Below are 17778 nucleotides of genomic sequence, written 5' to 3'. Positions count from 1 at the left end.
GCGGGTGTGCGAGCCCTCTGTTGTCGGTGTCCGCTTCCCCCACCCTTTCCCCTTTCCCGTCTCCCACCGCCACCCCCCAGGCGGGTTCCCCGCCCAGCCCAACGGACCTCCACCTGCTTGCCGCCCTCGCCGAGCACCGCGTCGCCGTGCCAGAGCAGGCCGCCCGCTGGCTCGGCGTGGGCCCGGCGGCTGCCACCCGACGAATCCGGCGCCTCGAGCAGGCCCGGCTGCTCGAGCGACGCCGGGTCTTCAGCCGAGGCTCAGCAATGATGCGGATCACCGCCGCCGGGCTCCGCGCGATCGACAGCCCGCTCGGCCCACCCGGGCTCAAGCTCGACGAGTATCGCCATGACGTCGGCGTCACCTGGCTGTGGACGGCTGCCCGCGAGGGCGCCTTCGGGCCGCTCGGCGAACTTGAGACCGAGCGGGCGATGCGCTCGCACGACGCCCGGCTCGACCGCCGGGCGTCGACGGAGCGTGCCGGCCCGGTCCTGTGGGCGGAACGGGAGGGGGTCGGCCTGGGGACCTACACGTCCTTGGGACGGCCAGAGCGGCATTACCCCGACCTGATGCTGAGCACCCGCGATGGCCGCCGGGTCGCTCTCGAGCTCGAGCTCTCGAGCAAGGGGCGCCGCCGCCTCGACCGGGTGGTCGGCGCCTACGCGTCGGACCGTCGCGTGCACCGGGTCCTCTACCTCGTCGCCGACCCGCGGATCGGGGACCAGGTCGCCGCCGCCGCCGCCCGGGCGGGCATCGCCGATCGTGTCAGCGTCCGGCGGATCGGGCGAGCCGGCATTGGGGGCGTCGACCCGAACGACGGCCGTGGACGGCCGCCGGCTCGCGCCCGAGCTCCCCGCGAGACGGAGCGGGCACGATGACCGACCGCGAGCGCCTCCGGCTCCGGGCAGGTTCCGACCCGACCCGGCCCCGGCGACCGTGGCTGCGCTGGTTGGCGCCGGTGCTCGTCATCGCTGCGTTCCCGACCCCGGTGTCGCTTGCGCTTCTCGCCGGAATCGTGTCGGTCGCCTGGGTCGCTCGGGCCGCCCGGGAACGGGCCATCGGGGGCCGAGCGCTCAGCCCAGACACGCGTGGGACGCGCGTCACGCTCGGTGCCGACGGGTGGGGTGAGCCCGTCACCCTTGAGGAGGCCCAGCTCGGTGCCCACGCGCTCATCCTCGGCGCGAGCGGGTCGGGAAAGTCGACGACGCTGACGACGATCCTCACCCAGCAGATTCACGCCGGCCGGGGGGTCGTCGCGATCGATCTCAAGGGGTCTGGTGAGCTCGCCGGCACGCTGTCAGCGTCCGCTCGCGCCGCCGGGCGGTCGCTGCGGGTGTGGAGCCTCGATGGCAGCGAGCGCTGGAACCCGCTCGCGCACGGAAACCCGACCGAGCTCAAGGACCGCCTGATCGGGACCGAACGTTTCTCAGAACCCCACTACCTGCGCGCGGCCGAACGGTACCTGCAGCTCGCCCTCCAGGTTCACGCCGCGAGCGCGCCGAACACGCCCGCAACGCTACCGCGTGTCGTCGAACTCCTCGATCCGCGCCGCCTCGCCGAGGCGTCGCGGGGACTCCCGGCTCACCGGGCTGCCAAGATCGACGACTACCTCCGCAGTCTCGCCCCCGATCAGCTCAGCGCCGTCCGCGGACTCCAGTCACGGCTCGCAGTGATCAGCGAATCCCACCTCGGACCACTGTTGAGCCCCGGCCCGGAGCAGGCGGGGATCGACCTCCGTGACGCCCTCGGCGGTGGCGTGGTCGTCCTCTTCAGCCTCAATGCGAGCGCGTACGGTGGCCTCGCCGCCCAGGTCGGCACGCTTGCCCTGCAGGACCTGATCAGCGCCGCTGGCGCGCGCGAGCGGAGCGGGCACACGGCCCCGCCCGCGACGGTCGCCATCGACGAGTTCTCCGGGCTGCGCGGCGATCAGGTCCTCGGCCTGATCGCGCGTGGACGCTCCGCCGGGGTGAGCGTCATCCTCGCGACCCAGGAGCTCGCCGACCTGGACCGGGTCGCGCGCGGGTTCCGTCACCAGGTGCTCGGGTCGACGGCGGTCAAGATCGCTCACCGTCAGGACGTCGGGGAGTCCGCGCGAGCGGTCGCCGAACTGACGGGAACGCGCGAGCACTGGGAGGAGAGTGTGAGTCGGCCCGCGGGTCGCTTCGCCGCGCCCGGGGAGGTGCGGATCACCGTGCGGCCGGTGCGCCGACCCCAGATCGAAGCGGGGACGATCCAGGACCTCCAGACCGGTGAGGCGGTCGTCATCACCAAGGTGCCCGAGCCGGCGAGCCGCCTCACGCGGATCGCCCGGCTCGCGGTGCCCGGTGTCGACCGCTCCGGCGGCGGGGACCGCCGCACCGGGACCGCCCGGGATCATGCCCGGGGCGACTGAGGCGGCTCGCGGGCGTTCGCGTGCGCCCCGGCGTCGGCGTCCGGCTGGGGCCGAGTGGCGTCCGGGTCAGGCCCCGGCGCCGGGGGTCACCCGGAAGGCATCAAAGACGGCGTCGATGTTCCGCAGCCGGTTGATCGCGTGGTCGAGGGTTCGGGTGTCACCGACCTCGACGACGAACCGGTTGCGGACCATCGGATGGTTGACGGTGATATGGCCGTCGAGGATGTTGATTCCGGCGTCCGCGAAGGTGCGGGACATGTCCTCGAGCAGACGGTGCCGATCCCAGCCCTGTACCTCGATCTCCACGCGGAAGGAGGTCTCGGAGTCACCCTCCCAGCCCACGGGCGTGAACCGGTCGGGATCCTTGCGGAGGACGGCGACGTTCGGGCAGTCCTCGCGGTGGATGGTGATCCCGCGGCCAAGGGAGATGTAGCCGACGATCTCATCCCCGGGCACCGGGCGACAGCACTTGGCGATCCGCAACATGACGTCATCGACCCCGTCGACGACGATGCCGAACTTCGAGCTCGAGGTCGTCGGCCGATCACGCCGCCGGCGGGTGGACAGCAGGTCATCCGCCGCCGTCGGCTCGGCCTCGGCCGCCTCCCCCTCCTTGAGTCGTTGCATGATCTTGTTGAGGACGACCTGCGACTTGATCTTGCCCGCCCCGAGGGCGATGTAGAAGTCGTCGCCCTTGCGGAAACCCATCTCGTTGATCACGCCCGCCAGCAGCGGTGAGGCGACGATCTTCTGGGCCGGCATGCCCTGTTTGCGGAGGGCGTCTTGGAGCAGCTCCCGTCCGGTGTGCTCGGTGTCGCGGCGATTCTCAGCCTTGAACCAGTCTCGGATCTTGTTGCGCGCCCGCGTCGTCTTGACGAGGGTGAGCCAGTCCCGGGAGGGCCCACGTTCGCGCTTGGAGGTGAGCACCTCACAGATGTCGCCCGACCGCAGCTGGTAGGAGAGCGGGACGATCTTGGAGTTCACCTTCGCGCCGACGCACCGGTGCCCGACATCGGTGTGGATCTCATAGGCGAAGTCCAGCGGCGTCGCGCCCGCCGCGAGGGACTTGACCTCGCCCTTGGGCGTGAAGACGAACACCTCGTCCTCGAACAGGTCGACCTTGAGGGTCTCGACGAACTCCTTGGAGTCGGCGAGGTCACGCTGCCACTCCACGAGCGAGCGCAGCCACTTGAGCTTGCCGTCGGGGTCCCGCAGCGCCGAACCGGAGTTGGGGCCCCGCCCGGTCTTTGGGTCCTCCTTGTACATCCAGTGCGCGGCAATCCCGAGCTCGGCGAGGTCGTGCATCTCGCGCGTGCGGATCTGGATCTCCAGCGGCCGGCCCTCGGGTCCGACGACCGTCGTGTGCAACGACTGGTACATGTTGAACTTCGGCATCGCGATGTAGTCCTTGAAGCGCCCCGGGAGCGGCTTCCACAGCGAGTGGATCACCCCGACGGCTCCGTAGCAGTCCTTGACCGATCCGACGATCACCCGCATGGCCGTCAGGTCATAGATCTCATTGAACTCGCGACCCTTCTTGGTCATCTTCGAATAGATCGAGTAGAAGTGCTTGGCCCGCCCCGAGATCTCCGCGCCGATCCCGACGGTTGCCAGCTCCGACTGCACGTAGGCACCCGCCTCACTGACGTAACGCTCGCGGTCCTCGCGCTGCTGGGCGACCATGCTCTTGATCTCGTTGTACTTGCGCGGGTGCAGCGTTTGGAAGGCGAGGTCCTCCAGCTCCCACTTGATCGCATGGATGCCGAGCCGGTGGGCGATCGGCGCGTAGATGTCGAGGGTCTCGCGCGACTTCTCGATCTGCTTCTGCTTGCTCATCGCGCCGATCGTGCGCATGTTGTGCAGCCGGTCGGCGAGCTTGATCAGGATGACGCGGATGTCCGCCGCCATCGCAACCATCATCTTGCGGTAGTTCTCGGCCTGGGCCTCATCCCGGGATTTGAAGGTGAGCCCGGTGAGCTTGGTCACACCATCGACGAGACCGGCGATCTCCTCCCCGAACTGGGCTCGGATTTCGTCGAGCGAGGCGGCAGTGTCCTCCACCGTGTCATGCAGCAGAGCGGCGCATAGGGTCTCGGTGTCGAGCCGCATCCCCGCACAGATCTTGGCGACCGACACCGGATGGACGATGAACTCCTCACCCGAGCGGCGGAACTGGTCGGCGTGGTGGGCGCAGGCATAGTCGAAGGCGTCGGCGACCCGGGCGCGGTCGATCGCGATCGCCGTGCTGTCAGCGTGCTCCTCCACCACGGCGAACAAGTCGGCCAGCAGCTCCTGGTGGGCGGCGTCGGCAACCGCCACCGTGCCCGCGCCGGCGTTCCCGGCCCGCCGGGAGGCGGTCGAGTCGGTCACCGGCTGGCTGTTGTGGTTCTCAGGAATCGCTGGCCCTCGTGATAGATCGCGTCGTAGGTCCGGAAGGCGGGGGAGCGCTCCAGCTGGGTCGGCTGGGGGTCGGCCACCGTCACGGCCGGCAGTTCCGGATCGAGGCTGACGAGCTCAAGCTCCGTGAGCACTTTCAGCAGCCGGCCCGCCAGACGGGTGGGGCGTGGATGCGTTCCGTCGCCACGGAGCAGTCGCTCGAGCTCCCCGCCGGTGACCCGCCCCTGGGCTTGCAGGGCCCGGTAGAGGGTCACGAGCGAAGCACGGAGTCCGTACTCCAGCTCATGCATCTGCTCACTGAAGCGTATCTCAGGTTCTCCCCATGCCAAATGGAGGTAGCCCCGGCCCCGCGCGAGCAGCGCCGCGTGGGCGGCGGTGGCGGGCGGGTCGATGGCGACGATATGGGCGAACCGGTCCGCCTGGGATGGGTCGACGGCCAGCCCGTGGTAGCCGATCAGGGCACAGCCTCCGATCCGTCCGGCGAGGCCGACCACGCGCCGCTCTGAGCAGGCACAGACCCCCAGCACCCCGCCGGGGTCCGCCGCCGTTGTGGCGCCGCTGCCGGCGGACGGCTCGGCAGCGGCGGCGAGCGCCGCAGCCAGCACGGCGAGCGGCCCGCGTCCGCGGCCGTCGATCACCGTCCGGCTTGGTCCGGCCCCGGTGCGCACACCGGCGGTGTCCCCTCGGTCCGCGCTGACAGCCGGCTCTGGGCCTGCGGCAATCGTCGCGACGGCGACGCGCAGGTAGGCGTCCGGGGCGACGGCGTCGAGCACCTCGATCGGCGCCGGCGTGACCGGCGCGGCGCTGGAGAGAGTGAGCCGTGCCTCGACGCGGCCCTGCCACACGTTCCGTTCGAGGCGGACGCTCGCGTTCACCGGGCGGCCGTCTCCGCCGGCGGGCAGCATGCCCTCACAGCCGAAGCTGACCGCGGCGACCCGAGCCCCTCCGGAGAGAACGCTGAAGCGGGCGTGCCGGTTCTCGGACATGCCGCGAATATCGACAAACCGGGCGCCGGGCACGAGCAGACGGGGGGCCGGATTGCCGATGCCGCACGGTTCGAGGCGGGCGAGCTCCTCGGCGGTCTCGAGCGTGAGGTCCGGGCCCGACACGATCGCATCCACCCGCTCGCGGCGGGCGAGCAGGTCCGGGGTGAGTTCGATCGCGGCGTGGGCCTCGAGGAGGTCGCGGAGCGCATCGATCCGGTCGGGGGCGACCGTGAGCCCGGCGGCGGCGGCATGTCCGCCGTAGGTGATCAGCTCCGGCGCGGCCGCGGTCAGGGCACCGAGGAGATCGAAGCCGGGGATCGATCGCCCCGAGCCGTGGCCTGGACGGCTCGGGTCCTGCGCGTCGAGCCCGATCACCACGGCCGGGCGGTGCAGACGCTCGACGATCCGCGAGGCGACGATGCCGACGACCCCGGGGTGCCAGCCCGCTCCGGCGAGAACGTAGAACGGGCGGGTCCCCTGGTGGAGGGCGAGCGCCTCCGCCTCCCAGGTGATCCGCTGCTCGACGGCCCGACGTTCGAGGTTGATCCGGTCCAGCTCGCGGGCGATCGTCTCAGCTCGCGACGGATCGTCGGTGAGCAGCAGCTCAAGAGCGGCGTCTGGGCGCCCGAGCCGGCCAGCCGCGTTGATCCGGGGAGCGAGCCGGAAGCCGAGCGCGCCGGCGTCGAGTCCTGACGGGTCGGTGCGCGAGACGTCCATCAGCGCGCGAAGACCGGGCCGGGTGGTGTTGGCGATCGCGGCGAGTCCTTCGCGGACGATTCGGCGGTTCTCGCCGCGGAGGGGGACGAGGTCGGCGACCGTCGCGAGGGCGACGAGCTCAATGTCCTCGACGACCGTCGGCGCTCCGAGCGCCTCGGCGACCTTGTGGGCAACCGCGGTCCCACACAGTGCTCCGAACGGGTAGCCGCAGACCCCCGGGTGGACGATCGGCGCGTCCGGCAGGTGTCCGTCGGCCCGGGGCTGATGGTGATCGGTGACGATCACCTCGACCCCGGCGGCCTGTGCTCGGGCGACCTCCTCCACGGCGGTGATGCCACAGTCGACGGTGATCAGCAGTCCGGTACCCAGCCGGGCAAGCCGGTCGACGGTGCTCGCGGCGAGGCCGTAGCCATCCTCGGTGCGGCTGGGCAGATACCAGTGGCAGTTCGCACCGAGCGAGCGGAGGGCGCGGACAAGCACGGCGGTCGCGCACACCCCGTCGACGTCATAGTCGCCGTGGACGACGATCCGGCTGTGCCGGGCACGGTGCGCCTCGATCCGGGCGACCACCTCACCGAGCCCCGCAAAACCGTCCGGGGAGTGACGCTCACGCGGTTCGAGGAACGCCCGGGCCTCGGCCGGCTCGGCGAATCCCCGTCGCAGGAGCGTCTGAGCGAGTACGTGGGAGATCCCGAGCGCGCGCTCAAGTTCGATCACCTGCTCGGGCCGGACCGGAACGATCTCATACTCAGGGCCCTCCGGTGCCTCCGTCGCGCTGGGGGCCGGCGCGGTGTGCTCGAGAACGGCCATCGCCTCAGGGTATGGGTCGCGACGGCGGAATCACCGTGGCCGGCGTGCCGGTCGGTACGAGCGCCGGGCCGGATGGCGGCAGCCGCCGCGACGCTCAGGTCCCGACGCTTGTGCCGGTGGCCGCACGTTCGCGCCGGTCGCCTATCAGGTAGATGACGGCGATTCCGATCAGCGCCCCGGGAATCCCCTCCACGGTCGTGATGAGGTGGGTGGCACGCCGGCCCGGAATCTCGAACCCGTGGATCGCCAGCCCGATCAGGACGGCGCCGATGATCGCGCCGAGCAGCGAGCCGACGATGCCGCCCCAGTGGCGATCAGGCAGCCAGATCGTGAAATGCCAGATGGCGAGCCCGACCATCGCCCACGCGAGCAGGCCCATCAGCGTCGCCCGTGCTTGCGGTTGCGGGACGCCCGGGCGCCCCCGCCACTGCGCGGCCGCGGCTCGTTGGGCAGGACGGCGTCGTCCGAGGACGCGTCGGGCGCGTGCTCGAAGCTGCCGCCCCGGTCTCCGGCCTCGGGCGGCGACGGAGGCGCCGCCGGCGGCGCGGGCGTCGACGGACGGGTCGGAGGGGCGGCGCGGCGGGTGACCGCCCCGCCGGTCGCCGAACTCGCGCCGCGACCCCGCGTGGGAGGACGACCGGCGCGGGCGGGCGCGCCAGGGCCGGTGGCCTCCTCGAGGCCGAGATCGCGTTTGAGCGCCTCGAACTCCGCGGCCGACACGCCCTCGGGCGCGGGTTCGGTGAGCCGACCGGCGGCGCGACGGCGTCCGCGGTCGGGGTCGATGTCAGCGCCCGCACCGGACGCGTAGGCGGGAACGAAGCCGTGCTCGGCGATGATCCGCTCGCGGCGAAGGCGGAAACCGTGCTCGCGCTCCTTCCAGTGGGTGAGCACGGGTGAGGCGATGAAGATCGACGAGTAGGCCCCGGAGGCGACGCCGACGAGCAGGGCGAAGGCGAAGTCCTGCAGCGTCGACCCGCCGAAGATGAGCAGCGCCGTGACCGGAAGCAGTGTGCAGGCGGTCGTCGCCAGCGACCGGGTGAGGACCTCCGACATCGACCGGTTGACGATCTGGGAGAAGGCGGCGTTGGGCATTCGCTTCGTGTTCTCCCGGACACGGTCAAAGACGATGATCGTGTCGTACATCGAGTACCCGAGGATCGTCAGCAGCGCGGCGACCGTGTCAGTGGTGACGACCCGGCCGAGCAGCGCGTAGACGCCGATCGAGATGAGCAGATCGTGGGCGAGGGCAATGAGGACCGGGACGGCGTACTTCCAGTCGAATCGCAGGGCGACGTAGACGGAGATCACCAGCAGGGAGGCGATGATCGCGATCACGGCGCTGTGTTCAACGGCGGCCCCGAAGGTCGGCCCGACCGACGTCGGGTTGATGTCCTGGTTCCCGACGTTGTTGCTGGCGATCCCGAACCGGCTCTGCAGCTCGCTGCGCAACCGGCCGTACTTGCTCGGGCTCAGGTACTTGGACTGGATCTGGAAGCCGTAGCGACCGAGTGCCTTGTCACCGTGGACGGCCTGGATAGTCGCGTCCGCCTCCCCGATGCTCGCCATCACCGCCTTGATCTGGCTCACGTCGGCCGGGTGCACGAGGCCGACGGACACCTGGGTCCCGGAGGTGAAGTCGATCCCGAGGTTGAGGCCCCGTCCGCCGATCGCGAACGCGCCGACGAGGAGGATGACCCCGGAGAGCGTGAAGAAGTACCGGCTCGCGCCCATGAAGTCGAACGTCCAGGCCCGATGGCGTCGGACCCCGAGGGCGGAGGGGCGCGACAGGGACCGGGAGTTGCCGAGGGTCGTCAGGATCGCCTGGGTCGCCATCACGGCGGTGAACAGGGAGGCGAACGTGCCGATGCCGAGCGTGAAGGCGAACCCCTTGACGTCCTGGGTGGCGAGCACGAACAGGATGAACGCCGTCATGATCGTCACGACGTTCGCGTCGATGATCGCCGACAGGCCCTTCTTGTAGCCCTCGATGATCCCGTTGCGGATCGAACGTCCGGCCCGGATCTCCTCCTTGACCCGTTCGAAGATGACGATGTTGGCGTCGGCGGCGACGCCGATTGTGAGGACGAGGCCGGCGATCCCCGCGAGCGTGAGGGTGATCGGGATCAGCTTGATCAGCGCGAAGAAGTAGACCCCGTAGGCGACGAGACCGCCGACGGCGATGAGCCCGAGCAGGCGGTAGAAGGCGAGCAGGAAGATGACGACGACGGCCAGCCCGATGATCCCGGCGATGATCCCCTGGTGGAGGGCCTGAGAGCCGAGGGTCGCCGACACGGTCGTGTTGGAGATCTCCTTGAGGTTGACCGGGAGCGAGCCGAGCCGCAGGTAGGAGGCGAGCTGGTCAGCCGAGCTGACCGTGAAGCCGCCCGAGATCTCCGCACCCTGGGATCCGTCGATCCCGTCGGGGTACTGCTGCCAGTCGATCGAGGGCACCGACAGGATCTGGGTGCCCAGCACGGTGGCGAAGTGTTCGTTGAGCTTCGTCGAGCCGATGCTTGCGAGCGAGCCGCGCTTGGCGATCTCGGCGGTGACGTTCTGGAACGCGTTCGCGCCGTTGCCGGTGAACCCGAAGGAGACGACCGGCGATCCGCTCTGGCCCGTCGACTCCTGCGGGTTGGTGATCTCGTTGCCGAACAGGGCGGCGTCATCCCGGACGACGTAGTAGCTCGCCTGCGGCGAGTACGCGGACTTGTACGGGTGAGCGAAGCTCGCCGGGGCGCCCTGCAGGATCGCCCACCCCTGCTTGACCTGGATCAGCTGGGTGCCGGCCGTCTCGGCCGGGGTGAGCCCCTGATCGGCGGCCTGCTGAGGGGTCTGGCTGCCGAGCGCCTGGACCGGCCCACCGCCGATCAGGCAGTGAACTCCCTTGAGCAGCGGGGTCCCGGAGGCGGCCGCGTAGGCACGACAGGCCGAGGAGCCGGGGGCGCCGAAGAGGAAGTACTCCGACCCCTTGCGGGCGTTGCCGGCCCGAGAGATGAACGCGGGTTGCTGAGAAGCGAGCTTGACCGCGGCGTAGAGGCCGAGACCGCCTGCTGCCGGGGAGCTCGCCCCGGGCGCAGCGGTGCCGCTGCCCTGGCTGATCGTCTCAGCGCTGACGTTCTGAGTCGTGAGTCCACTGGCGGCGAACTGCGGTTTGCCCTTCCCAGTCGGCGGGACGAGGACGTTCGCTTCCCAGTCATAGAAAGCGAGGCGGGTGGTATCCCCCACCTCGTGCTCGGCCTGGACGACGTTGGAGACGTTCGGCAGCTGGACGTCGATGAGGTCGCTGCCCTCGGTCTGGATCGACGGCTGAGCGACCCCGAGCTGGTTGACGCGCTTGTCCATCGCCTGAACGGCCTCAGACAGGTTCGTGCTCGTCACCTTCGGGTTCTGCGGGGTTCCGGTGGCCTGGTAGACAAGCTCGATCCCACCCTTGAGGTCGAGTCCGAGCACCGTCTTCTTCGCCCCGATCACCACCGCGGAGGCGGCGATCAGGCCGACGACGATCAACAGAATGAGGCCGTTGCGCTGGCGGTCGGACATCTGCGGGCGGAGGTTAGACGGTCGGCTGGCGGGAAAGTCTGGGGCCGCCGGTCAGCGGCCGCTGGAGGGGGTGAGCACGAGCAGAAGCCCTCCCTCCTCATCATCGTAGGCGGGGAAGATGTCGGCGAGCGCCAGCGACGGCTCCGGACCGGCGGTGATCTGCGCCGGCTTGTGCGGGACGCGGACCTCCCATTCGAGTGCCGTGCCGAGATGATCGGTCCCGTCGGTAAAGGTGAGCCCGAGGACATCGCGGACCGGCTGGCCGATCACCGCCTCGGTGCGCAGGCCGGTCAGCTCGAAGCTGCCGCGGCCACAGTCGACGATCCGCCCCTCGCGGTCACAGGCAAAGAACGCCGCGTTCGGTGCCGGGTAGTAGTCGTCAAGCAGTTCGAACAGGTAGGCAAAGCCGCACTTCTCACAGCCGCGGGCCTCACGTCGGAACCCGTTGTTGCGGTCCGTTCCCATCGACCGGTTGCCGCAGTGGGGGCAGATGAAGTAGTGCTCGTGGGTCACTGTGTCGGCGAGCATAGCCGGGCGGGCCGAAGAGAATCCGAAGCTCGCGCGCTGGTGCCCGCGCCGCTAGAGAAGGCCGAGTTGGCGGGGTGCGGGCAGCCCGAGGTGGGCGAAGGCCCCGGCGGTGGCGACGCGCCCGCGCGGGGTCCGCTCGAGCAGGCCGTGCTGAAGCAGGTAGGGCTCATAGACGTCCTCGATCGTGTCCTGCTCCTCCCCGACGGCGGCGGCGAGCGTCGAGAGCCCGACCGGGCCGCCAGCGAACTTGACGCAGATCGTGTGGAGGATCTCGCGGTCAAGGCGGTCGAGGCCGAGTCCGTCAACCTCGAGCTGGTCGAGGGCCCGCCCGGCGATCTCCTCGGTGACGACGCCGGACCCGCGGACCTGTGCGTAGTCGCGGACCCGCTTGAGCAGCCGGTTGGCAACCCGCGGGGTCCCGCGGCTGCGAGAGGCGACCGCGACCGCCCCGGCGTCGTCGATGACGACGCCGAGGAGGTGGGCGGAGCGGCGGACGATGCGCGCGAGATCCCGAGGCGCGTAATGGTCGAGGCGGTGCTGGATCCCGAAGCGGTCACGCAATGGGGTCGACAGCAGGCCGGTCCGGGTGGTGGCGCCGATCAGCGTGAACGGCGGCAGGTCGATCGTCATCACCCGCGCGCCCGCGCCCTGCCCGATCGTGATCGGCAGCTGCCGGTCCTCCATCGCCGGGTAGAAGGTCTCCTCGAGCGCGCGGGGCAGGCGGTGGATCTCATCGACGAAGAACACCGAGCGGGGTTCGAGCGCGGACAGGAACGCAGCGATGTCCGCCTTGCGTTCGAGCGCGGGGCCCGCGGTGGCGATGAACGGCACGTCGAGCTCGGCGGCGACGATCTGGGCCAGCGACGTCTTCCCAAGACCCGGCGGGCCGGCGAGCAGCACGTGGTCAAGCGGCTCCTCCCGGCTCAGGGCCGCCTCGATGGAGACGGCGAGCTGATCCTTGAGGCCGTCCTGGCCGATGAAGTCCTCAAGCCGGCGGGGACGGAGCGACCGTTCGGGCTCGTCCTCAGGGAGCGCCTCGGAGGAGAGGATCATCTCCGCCCTCCGCGCAGGGCGCCCGCGATCAGCGCCTCAGGGCTGTCCCCGTCGAGGTCACGGAGTAATGCCTCGGCCTCCTCGGGCGAGTAGCCGAGCCCGGTCAGCCCCTCCCGCGCGAGCCGGCGCGGGTCATCCTCGGCGGGGGCGGCGCCGCCGACGAACCCCGCGAGAGCGTCACCGAGCACCTTCTCCCGTAGCTCGACGATGATCCGCTCCGCGGTGCGCTTGCCGATCCCCTTGACCGACTGGAAGCGGGCGGCGTCACCGGCGGCAAGAGCCCTCACGAGATCATGCACCGGCGCGGCCGAGAGGATGTCGATGGCGACCTTGGGGCCGACGGAGGGGACGCCGAGCAGCAGCAGGAACAGGTCCCGCTCCTCCTCGCCTGCGAAACCGTAGAGGGTGAGGGCGTCCTCTCTCACGATGAGGTGGCAGTGCAGGGTGACCGGTTGACCGGCGGCGGGAACGTGCCCGAGCGTCTGGGCTGAGACCGCGAGCCGGTAGCCGACGCCCTGGCAGCTGACGATCACATGGTCGGGACGGCGCACCGCGACCGTCCCGGCGAGCAGCGCGATCATCGCTGCGCCGCCGCGATCCGCTCCTGCAGCGGAGCTCGGTTGAGGTCCGCGATCGCGACCGCGAGCGCGTCGGCGGCGTGATCGGGCCCCGGGATCGCGGCGAGGCCGAGCAGGCGCATCACCATCCGGGCGATCTGGTCCTTCTCCGCCCGCCCCGACCCGCACACCGCCTGCTTGACCTGTTGGGGGGTGTAGGAGCGCACCGGCAGTGCCGCCTGACCAGCGGCGAGCAGCACGACCCCGCGTGCCTGGCCGACGGCGAAGGCCGACCGGGCGTTCGCGCCGAAGTAGAGCTCCTCGACGGCGACGGCGTCGACGCCGTGGCGTCCGATCAGGTCGCCGACGCCCGCGTGGATCTCGGCGAGACGTCGTTCGAGCGGAACGCCCGCTCCGGTCGTGATGACCCCGTGGTCGAGCCGGCGCAGCCGGCGGCCCTCCCCCGCGACGACCCCGTACCCGGTGTTGGCGCTCCCCGGATCGATTCCCAAGACGATCATACGTTCGGGTATTCAACAGGGCGCCACGGACACCTTGGCGTCCGGGCTCCGATGGGGGAACGGGACGGCGCTAAGCGCCGACGCAGGCGTTGGGCTTCCCGTGGTAGGGGAAGACCTGCTGGATCGACCACGGTCCGACGGTCGCAACGGTGTGGGTGGAGAACTTGAAGGCGATCGGCGGAGGACCACCGTCGATCGAGTCCCACGGCCCGACCCAGGCCAGCCCGGGTTTGGTCAGCACCGTCTGGACCTTCGCGAGGTCGGTCCCCAGCTCCCAGGCCATCGCGGTCTGCAGCGAGTGATTGATCGTGATCACGCTTCCGGCGCAGGGCAGAATCTTCTTCAGCCCACCCAGGACGGTGACCGATCGGCCGAGCGCGTCGATCCGGGTCACCGCGGTCGCGGCGAGTGGCTCCTCCGCCCGCGCCCACGTCCAGCGCTGGGCGAACCAGTGCCAGGAGCCGACGCACATGATCGCGGCGACGAGGAGCCCGGCGAGCGAGGCCCGGCCGGGGACGAGACGGCCGATCCAGGTGGCGATCTGGACGAGGCCGTAGCCGGAGAGGACGCAGATCATCACAGAGCCAGGCAGGAAGAAGCGTTGCAGGCCCGGATAGTGGTCCGCCGTCTCGAAGATCACGACGACCCACCAGCCGAGCGCCCCGATGCCGAGCCCAAGCACGATCGGAACCTCGGAGGCCTCAGAGGCGATCCGGGCGATCACGGCGTTCGGGGTCCGCCAGCGTCCGGCGAGGGCCCGGAGGAACCCCCGCCCCTTCCACAGACCGATGCCGACCGCGAGGATCGCGAGCCCCAGCGTCGGCAACGACTGCAGCGACTCTCCGCGGCTGAGCAGCGTCGCAAGCCAGTTCGGCCCGAGCTGGCCGTTGTAGAGCGAGGCATGGGTGGCGGCGAGGAACGGCTGCCCGGTCGAGATCCACGGGGGGACGAACCAGCCGACGGGCTGGGCGATCAGGGCGAGGACCACCCAGATCCGCATCCCGGGATGCTTCCAGAACAGATAGGCGCCATAGACAAGCATGAACGGCCACGCCTCGGGCCGCATCAGCCCCTCGGCGGCCATCAGCATGTAGGCCTGCCAGTGGTGGCGGGTGATCAGTCGCTCGATCGACCACAGCCACACGCCGATCAGCAGGACCTCACTGGTCCCGCGGAAGAAGTAATAGGTCCACAGGCTCTCGGACCAGGTGAGCACGATGCCGGCGATCGCGACGAGGCCCCCGACCCAGCCGGCCCATGCGGGGAGTCCGGCGCGGCGGGAGATGAGCAGCGTCAGCCGGACGGCACCCGTCAGGCCGGCGAACCCGCCGATCCGGGCCGTCACCACCCACAGCCAGGGAGCGGCGGTACCGAACAGACCGTAGATCGTGGTGAAGAAGAACGGCAGCGGCTTCCAGGACGGCCCGTTGCCGACGTAGAAGGGGATGTTCGGGTCCGACACCTCGTGACCCCAGACGACCCAGGAAAACGGATCGTAGCTGGGGATCGTCGGCCAGACGATGCCCGACAGGAGGCCGAGGAACACGGAGATGATCATCGCCGCGGCGAACGGATGTTCCCGGCCCCAGCGGACCGACGGGTGCTCCGCGAGCCGGGTACCCGTACGCGGGGTCTCAGAGACAGTCAACACCGGCATGGCACACCTCAGGCGGTTGGGGTGAAACGGCAGCGCAGCAGGGTGCGCAGGACACGGACACCGTCAAAGGCGGTGAGCTTCTTGCCCTCCTCGGTCGCGCGGGCCCGGTAGTGGACGGGGACCTCGTAGATCCGCTCGCGCCGCTGGACGAGCCGGGCGGTGATCTCGGGCTCGATCGCGAACCCGGGCTCCCGGAGCGGAAGGCTGCGAAACAGTTCCGTCCGGATCATCTTGTGGCAGGTCATGATGTCGCGGACGTACACGTTGAAGATGATGTTGCAGGCGAGGGTCACGCCCCGATTTCCCATCACGAAGAGAAAGCTATGACTCGAGTACCCGTCGAAGGCGCGCACGCCGAAGCAGGCGTTCGCCCGCCCTTCCAGCAGCGGGGGCAGCAGCACGGCGAGATCCGAGGGGTCGTACTCGAGGTCTGCGTCGAAGATCGCCGACATCTCACCGGAGGCGTAACCGAGGGCCGTGCGGACCGCGGCCCCCTTGCCCTGATTGATGACGTGCTCATACAGGCGCACGTTCGCGCCCCAGTCCCGAGAGTGCAGAATCTCGCGCGTCCGGTCCGTCGAACCGTCGTTGACGATGATCAGCTCGAAGTCGACCGGAAGTTCGGTTTCCAGAACCTCGGTGATCGCCTGCTCAACGCGCGCTTCCTCGTTGTAGACAGGCATCAGGATTGACAGCAAGATGGACCTCGGTGAATCGGCTCGGCGGACGCGGGCACGGGGCGCCCGGGCAAGTCGCGGACTGTAGCGGACACCGGGGCTCCGTCACCGGCCTCGATTCGACAGCATGGAGCCTTAATGAACTTTGACGCCGAGGGACTGCTGGAGGGCCTCAGTGGCCGCGATCGAGCCGCCCGCCTGGAGTTGCTCGCCTGGTTGGAGGCCGACGGCGCCGACGTGGCGGAGATGCGGCTCGCCGCCGCTGAGCAGCGCCTCGCCCTACTGCCGCTCGAGCGTCGCCTCGGCGGCCACTTCAGCGCCGCCGAGATTGAGGCGAGCACCGGCCTTCCGGCGGCCCTGATGCTGCACCTTCGACGGCTCGTCGGCCTGCCCCGGGCCGACGTCGATGATCGTGCCTTTGGCGAGTACGACGTCACCCAGGCCCGGTCGATCCGCCAGTTCATCGACGCGGGTCTCGACCTCGAGACGATGGAGGAGCTCACTCGTGTCCTGGGCGAGTCGATGGCGCGCCTGGCCGCATCGGTCGCCGCTGCGTTCGCCGACACGTTCCTGAAGCCGGGGGACGACGAGCTGGAGGTGGCCCGCCGCTTCGACGCGCTCGGCGCCGAGCTGATGCCCGCCCTCGTCCCCGTGCTCGCCGGGAGCTTCAACGCCCACATGCGCGAGAGCATCCACCGGGCGATGCTCGGCGCCGAGCAGCTCGCGAGCGGCCGGATGCGGGATGCCAGAACCCTCGCGATCTGCTTTGCGGACATGGTCGGCTTCACCCGGCTCGGCGGTGAGCTCGAGGTCGGTGAGCTCGGATCGGTCGCCGGCCGTCTCGCCGCGCTCGCCATCGACCACGCCGTCGGCCCGGTCCGCCTGATCAAGACGATCGGGGATGCTGCGATGCTCGTCAGCGACGACCCCGTCGCCCTCGTGGCCGCAGCGCTCGGGCTGATCGAGGACGCCGAGGCCGCCGAACTGCCGACGCTTCGGGCGGGGATCGCCTGGGGAGACGCTGTGCTGCGCTCCGGGGACTACTTCGGCCATTCGGTCAACCTCGCCTCCCGGGTCACCGGCGTGGCGCGGCCCGGCAGCGTGCTCGGCACGGGTGAGGTGCGCAACCTCACCGCGACGGTGTTTGACTGGTCCCCGGCGGGGCGGTTCCGCCTCAAGGGGATCGCCTCCCCGGTCGCGCTGCACCGCGCCCGCTTCGAGGCGTCGCGAACGCGCGGCTGAAGCCCCGTCCGGTCGGGAGCTGCGAACGCGGGAGCGGCGGCTGCGCGACGGCGGCCCTCGCGCTCAGCCCTTGGCGAGCCCGACGAGGTCGACGATGAAGATGAGCGTTGAGTTGGGCGGGATCGTGCTGCCCTGGCCGGTCGCCCCGTAGGCGAGGCTCGGGGGGATGATCAGCTCTCGCCGCCCGCCGACCTTCATCCCGACGAGCCCCTGGTCCCAACCCTTGATCACGGCGCCCTGCCCGAGTTGGAACTCGAAGGCCTTGCCGGGGGTGTCCTTCCACGACGCGTCGAAGATCTTGCCGTTCGAGTAGAGCTCGCCGACGTAGTTGACCGCGAGCTCATCACCGTCGGTGGCGGTCGCCCCGGTTCCGGTGATCAGGTTCTTGACGACGAGCTTGGTCGGAGCGGGCCCACTCGGACGGGAGATCGTGGGCTCCTTGGACAGCGGCCCGGTCTTCGGGGTGGCGTCGTTCAGCGCCGTCGTGCTCGACGTGCTCGTTCCCGCCGTGCTCGTCGTCGCGGTCGACACCGTGGCGGCGGCGGAGGTGGCGCCGTTGGCGGGAGCGGTCACGACGCCCTGGGCGGTCGAGCCGCCACAGGCGGCGACCCCGAACCCGACCGCGGCTGCAGCCAGAGCGGTCGCCCCCGATCGTGTAGCGAAGTGTCGTCTCATCTTCATCGGCGCCGGAGCGTAGCGGG

At 70.3% G+C, this 17778-nt stretch carries 14 protein-coding genes; 3 read left to right on the top strand and 11 right to left on the bottom strand.

The annotated features are described in order from the left end of the window. The first annotated feature begins 26 nt into the window (after positions 1–26). Both M3M55_RS11195 and M3M55_RS11190 read left to right on the top strand, forming a co-directional pair. Positions 27–878, top strand: coding sequence for a hypothetical protein (locus M3M55_RS11195; protein ID WP_249009587.1), 852 nt, complete (start codon positions 27–29; stop codon positions 876–878). Continuing rightward, the gene (locus M3M55_RS11190) at positions 875–2392 is read left to right on the top strand and encodes a type IV secretory system conjugative DNA transfer family protein (RefSeq protein WP_249009586.1); all 1518 of its coding nucleotides are present in this window, start codon (positions 875–877) and stop codon (positions 2390–2392) included. Before M3M55_RS11195 ends, M3M55_RS11190 begins: the two co-directional genes overlap by 4 nt. A 66-nt stretch (positions 2393–2458) precedes the next feature. On the opposite strand, the gene M3M55_RS11185 is transcribed toward M3M55_RS11190, so the two are convergent. The 10 genes from M3M55_RS11185 to M3M55_RS11140 all read right to left on the bottom strand — a co-directional run bounded on the left by M3M55_RS11185 (position 2459) and on the right by M3M55_RS11140 (position 15859). Further along, entirely contained in the window at positions 2459–4762 is a 2304-nt protein-coding gene (locus M3M55_RS11185; protein ID WP_249009585.1) for a bifunctional (p)ppGpp synthetase/guanosine-3',5'-bis(diphosphate) 3'-pyrophosphohydrolase, read from the bottom strand. Then, positions 4759–7302 (bottom strand): single-stranded-DNA-specific exonuclease RecJ, encoded by a 2544-nt coding sequence (recJ, locus tag M3M55_RS11180; RefSeq protein WP_249009584.1) that lies wholly within the window; start codon positions 7300–7302, stop codon positions 4759–4761. The genes M3M55_RS11185 and recJ overlap by 4 nt, the downstream gene beginning before the upstream one ends. 94 nt (positions 7303–7396) lie before the next feature. Continuing rightward, positions 7397–7681: a hypothetical protein gene (locus M3M55_RS11175; RefSeq protein WP_249009583.1), complete on the bottom strand. Its 285-nt coding sequence runs from the start codon at positions 7679–7681 to the stop codon at positions 7397–7399. Next, positions 7681–10842 (bottom strand): protein translocase subunit SecD, encoded by a 3162-nt coding sequence (gene secD, locus M3M55_RS11170; RefSeq protein ID WP_249009582.1) that lies wholly within the window; start codon positions 10840–10842, stop codon positions 7681–7683. Before secD ends, M3M55_RS11175 begins: the two co-directional genes overlap by 1 nt. A 51-nt stretch (positions 10843–10893) precedes the next feature. Next, positions 10894–11370 carry a PAS domain-containing protein gene (locus M3M55_RS11165; protein WP_249009581.1) on the bottom strand — a complete coding sequence of 159 codons (477 nt, stop codon included), beginning with the start codon at positions 11368–11370 and terminating at the stop codon, positions 10894–10896. A 51-nt stretch (positions 11371–11421) separates the two neighbouring features. Continuing rightward, positions 11422–12423: a Holliday junction branch migration DNA helicase RuvB gene (gene ruvB, locus M3M55_RS11160; RefSeq protein WP_249009580.1), complete on the bottom strand. Its 1002-nt coding sequence runs from the start codon at positions 12421–12423 to the stop codon at positions 11422–11424. Next, on the bottom strand, positions 12420–13004 hold the full coding sequence (gene ruvA / locus M3M55_RS11155; protein ID WP_249009579.1) for a Holliday junction branch migration protein RuvA: 585 nt from the start codon (positions 13002–13004) through the stop codon (positions 12420–12422). The genes ruvB and ruvA overlap by 4 nt, the downstream gene beginning before the upstream one ends. Beyond that, positions 13001–13501: a crossover junction endodeoxyribonuclease RuvC gene (gene ruvC, locus M3M55_RS11150; RefSeq protein WP_249009578.1), complete on the bottom strand. Its 501-nt coding sequence runs from the start codon at positions 13499–13501 to the stop codon at positions 13001–13003. Before ruvC ends, ruvA begins: the two co-directional genes overlap by 4 nt. Before the next feature lie 70 nt (positions 13502–13571). Further along, positions 13572–15158 carry a hypothetical protein gene (locus M3M55_RS11145; protein ID WP_249009577.1) on the bottom strand — a complete coding sequence of 529 codons (1587 nt, stop codon included), beginning with the start codon at positions 15156–15158 and terminating at the stop codon, positions 13572–13574. A gap of 8 nt (positions 15159–15166) precedes the next feature. Further along, positions 15167–15859, bottom strand: a complete 693-nt coding sequence (locus tag M3M55_RS11140) for a glycosyltransferase family 2 protein (protein ID WP_371878761.1) — start codon at positions 15857–15859, stop codon at positions 15167–15169. Between the two features lie 114 nt (positions 15860–15973). Here M3M55_RS11140 and M3M55_RS11135 point away from each other — a divergent pair, with 114 nt between their 5' ends. Beyond that, positions 15974–17077, top strand: coding sequence for an adenylate/guanylate cyclase domain-containing protein (locus M3M55_RS11135; protein ID WP_249009575.1), 1104 nt, complete (start codon positions 15974–15976; stop codon positions 17075–17077). Positions 17078–17140: 63 nt separating this feature from the next. Here M3M55_RS11135 and M3M55_RS11130 read toward each other — a convergent pair whose 3' ends face one another. Continuing rightward, entirely contained in the window at positions 17141–17758 is a 618-nt protein-coding gene (locus M3M55_RS11130) for an FKBP-type peptidyl-prolyl cis-trans isomerase (RefSeq protein ID WP_249009574.1), read from the bottom strand. Positions 17759–17778 lie beyond the last annotated feature (20 nt).

The sequence above is a fragment of the Conexibacter sp. DBS9H8 genome (assembly GCF_023330685.1).
In the GTDB taxonomy this organism is placed as follows: domain Bacteria; phylum Actinomycetota; class Thermoleophilia; order Solirubrobacterales; family Solirubrobacteraceae; genus Palsa-465.
Note: the sequence above shows the minus strand (reverse complement) of the source record. Positions and strands in the feature narration are given on the sequence as shown.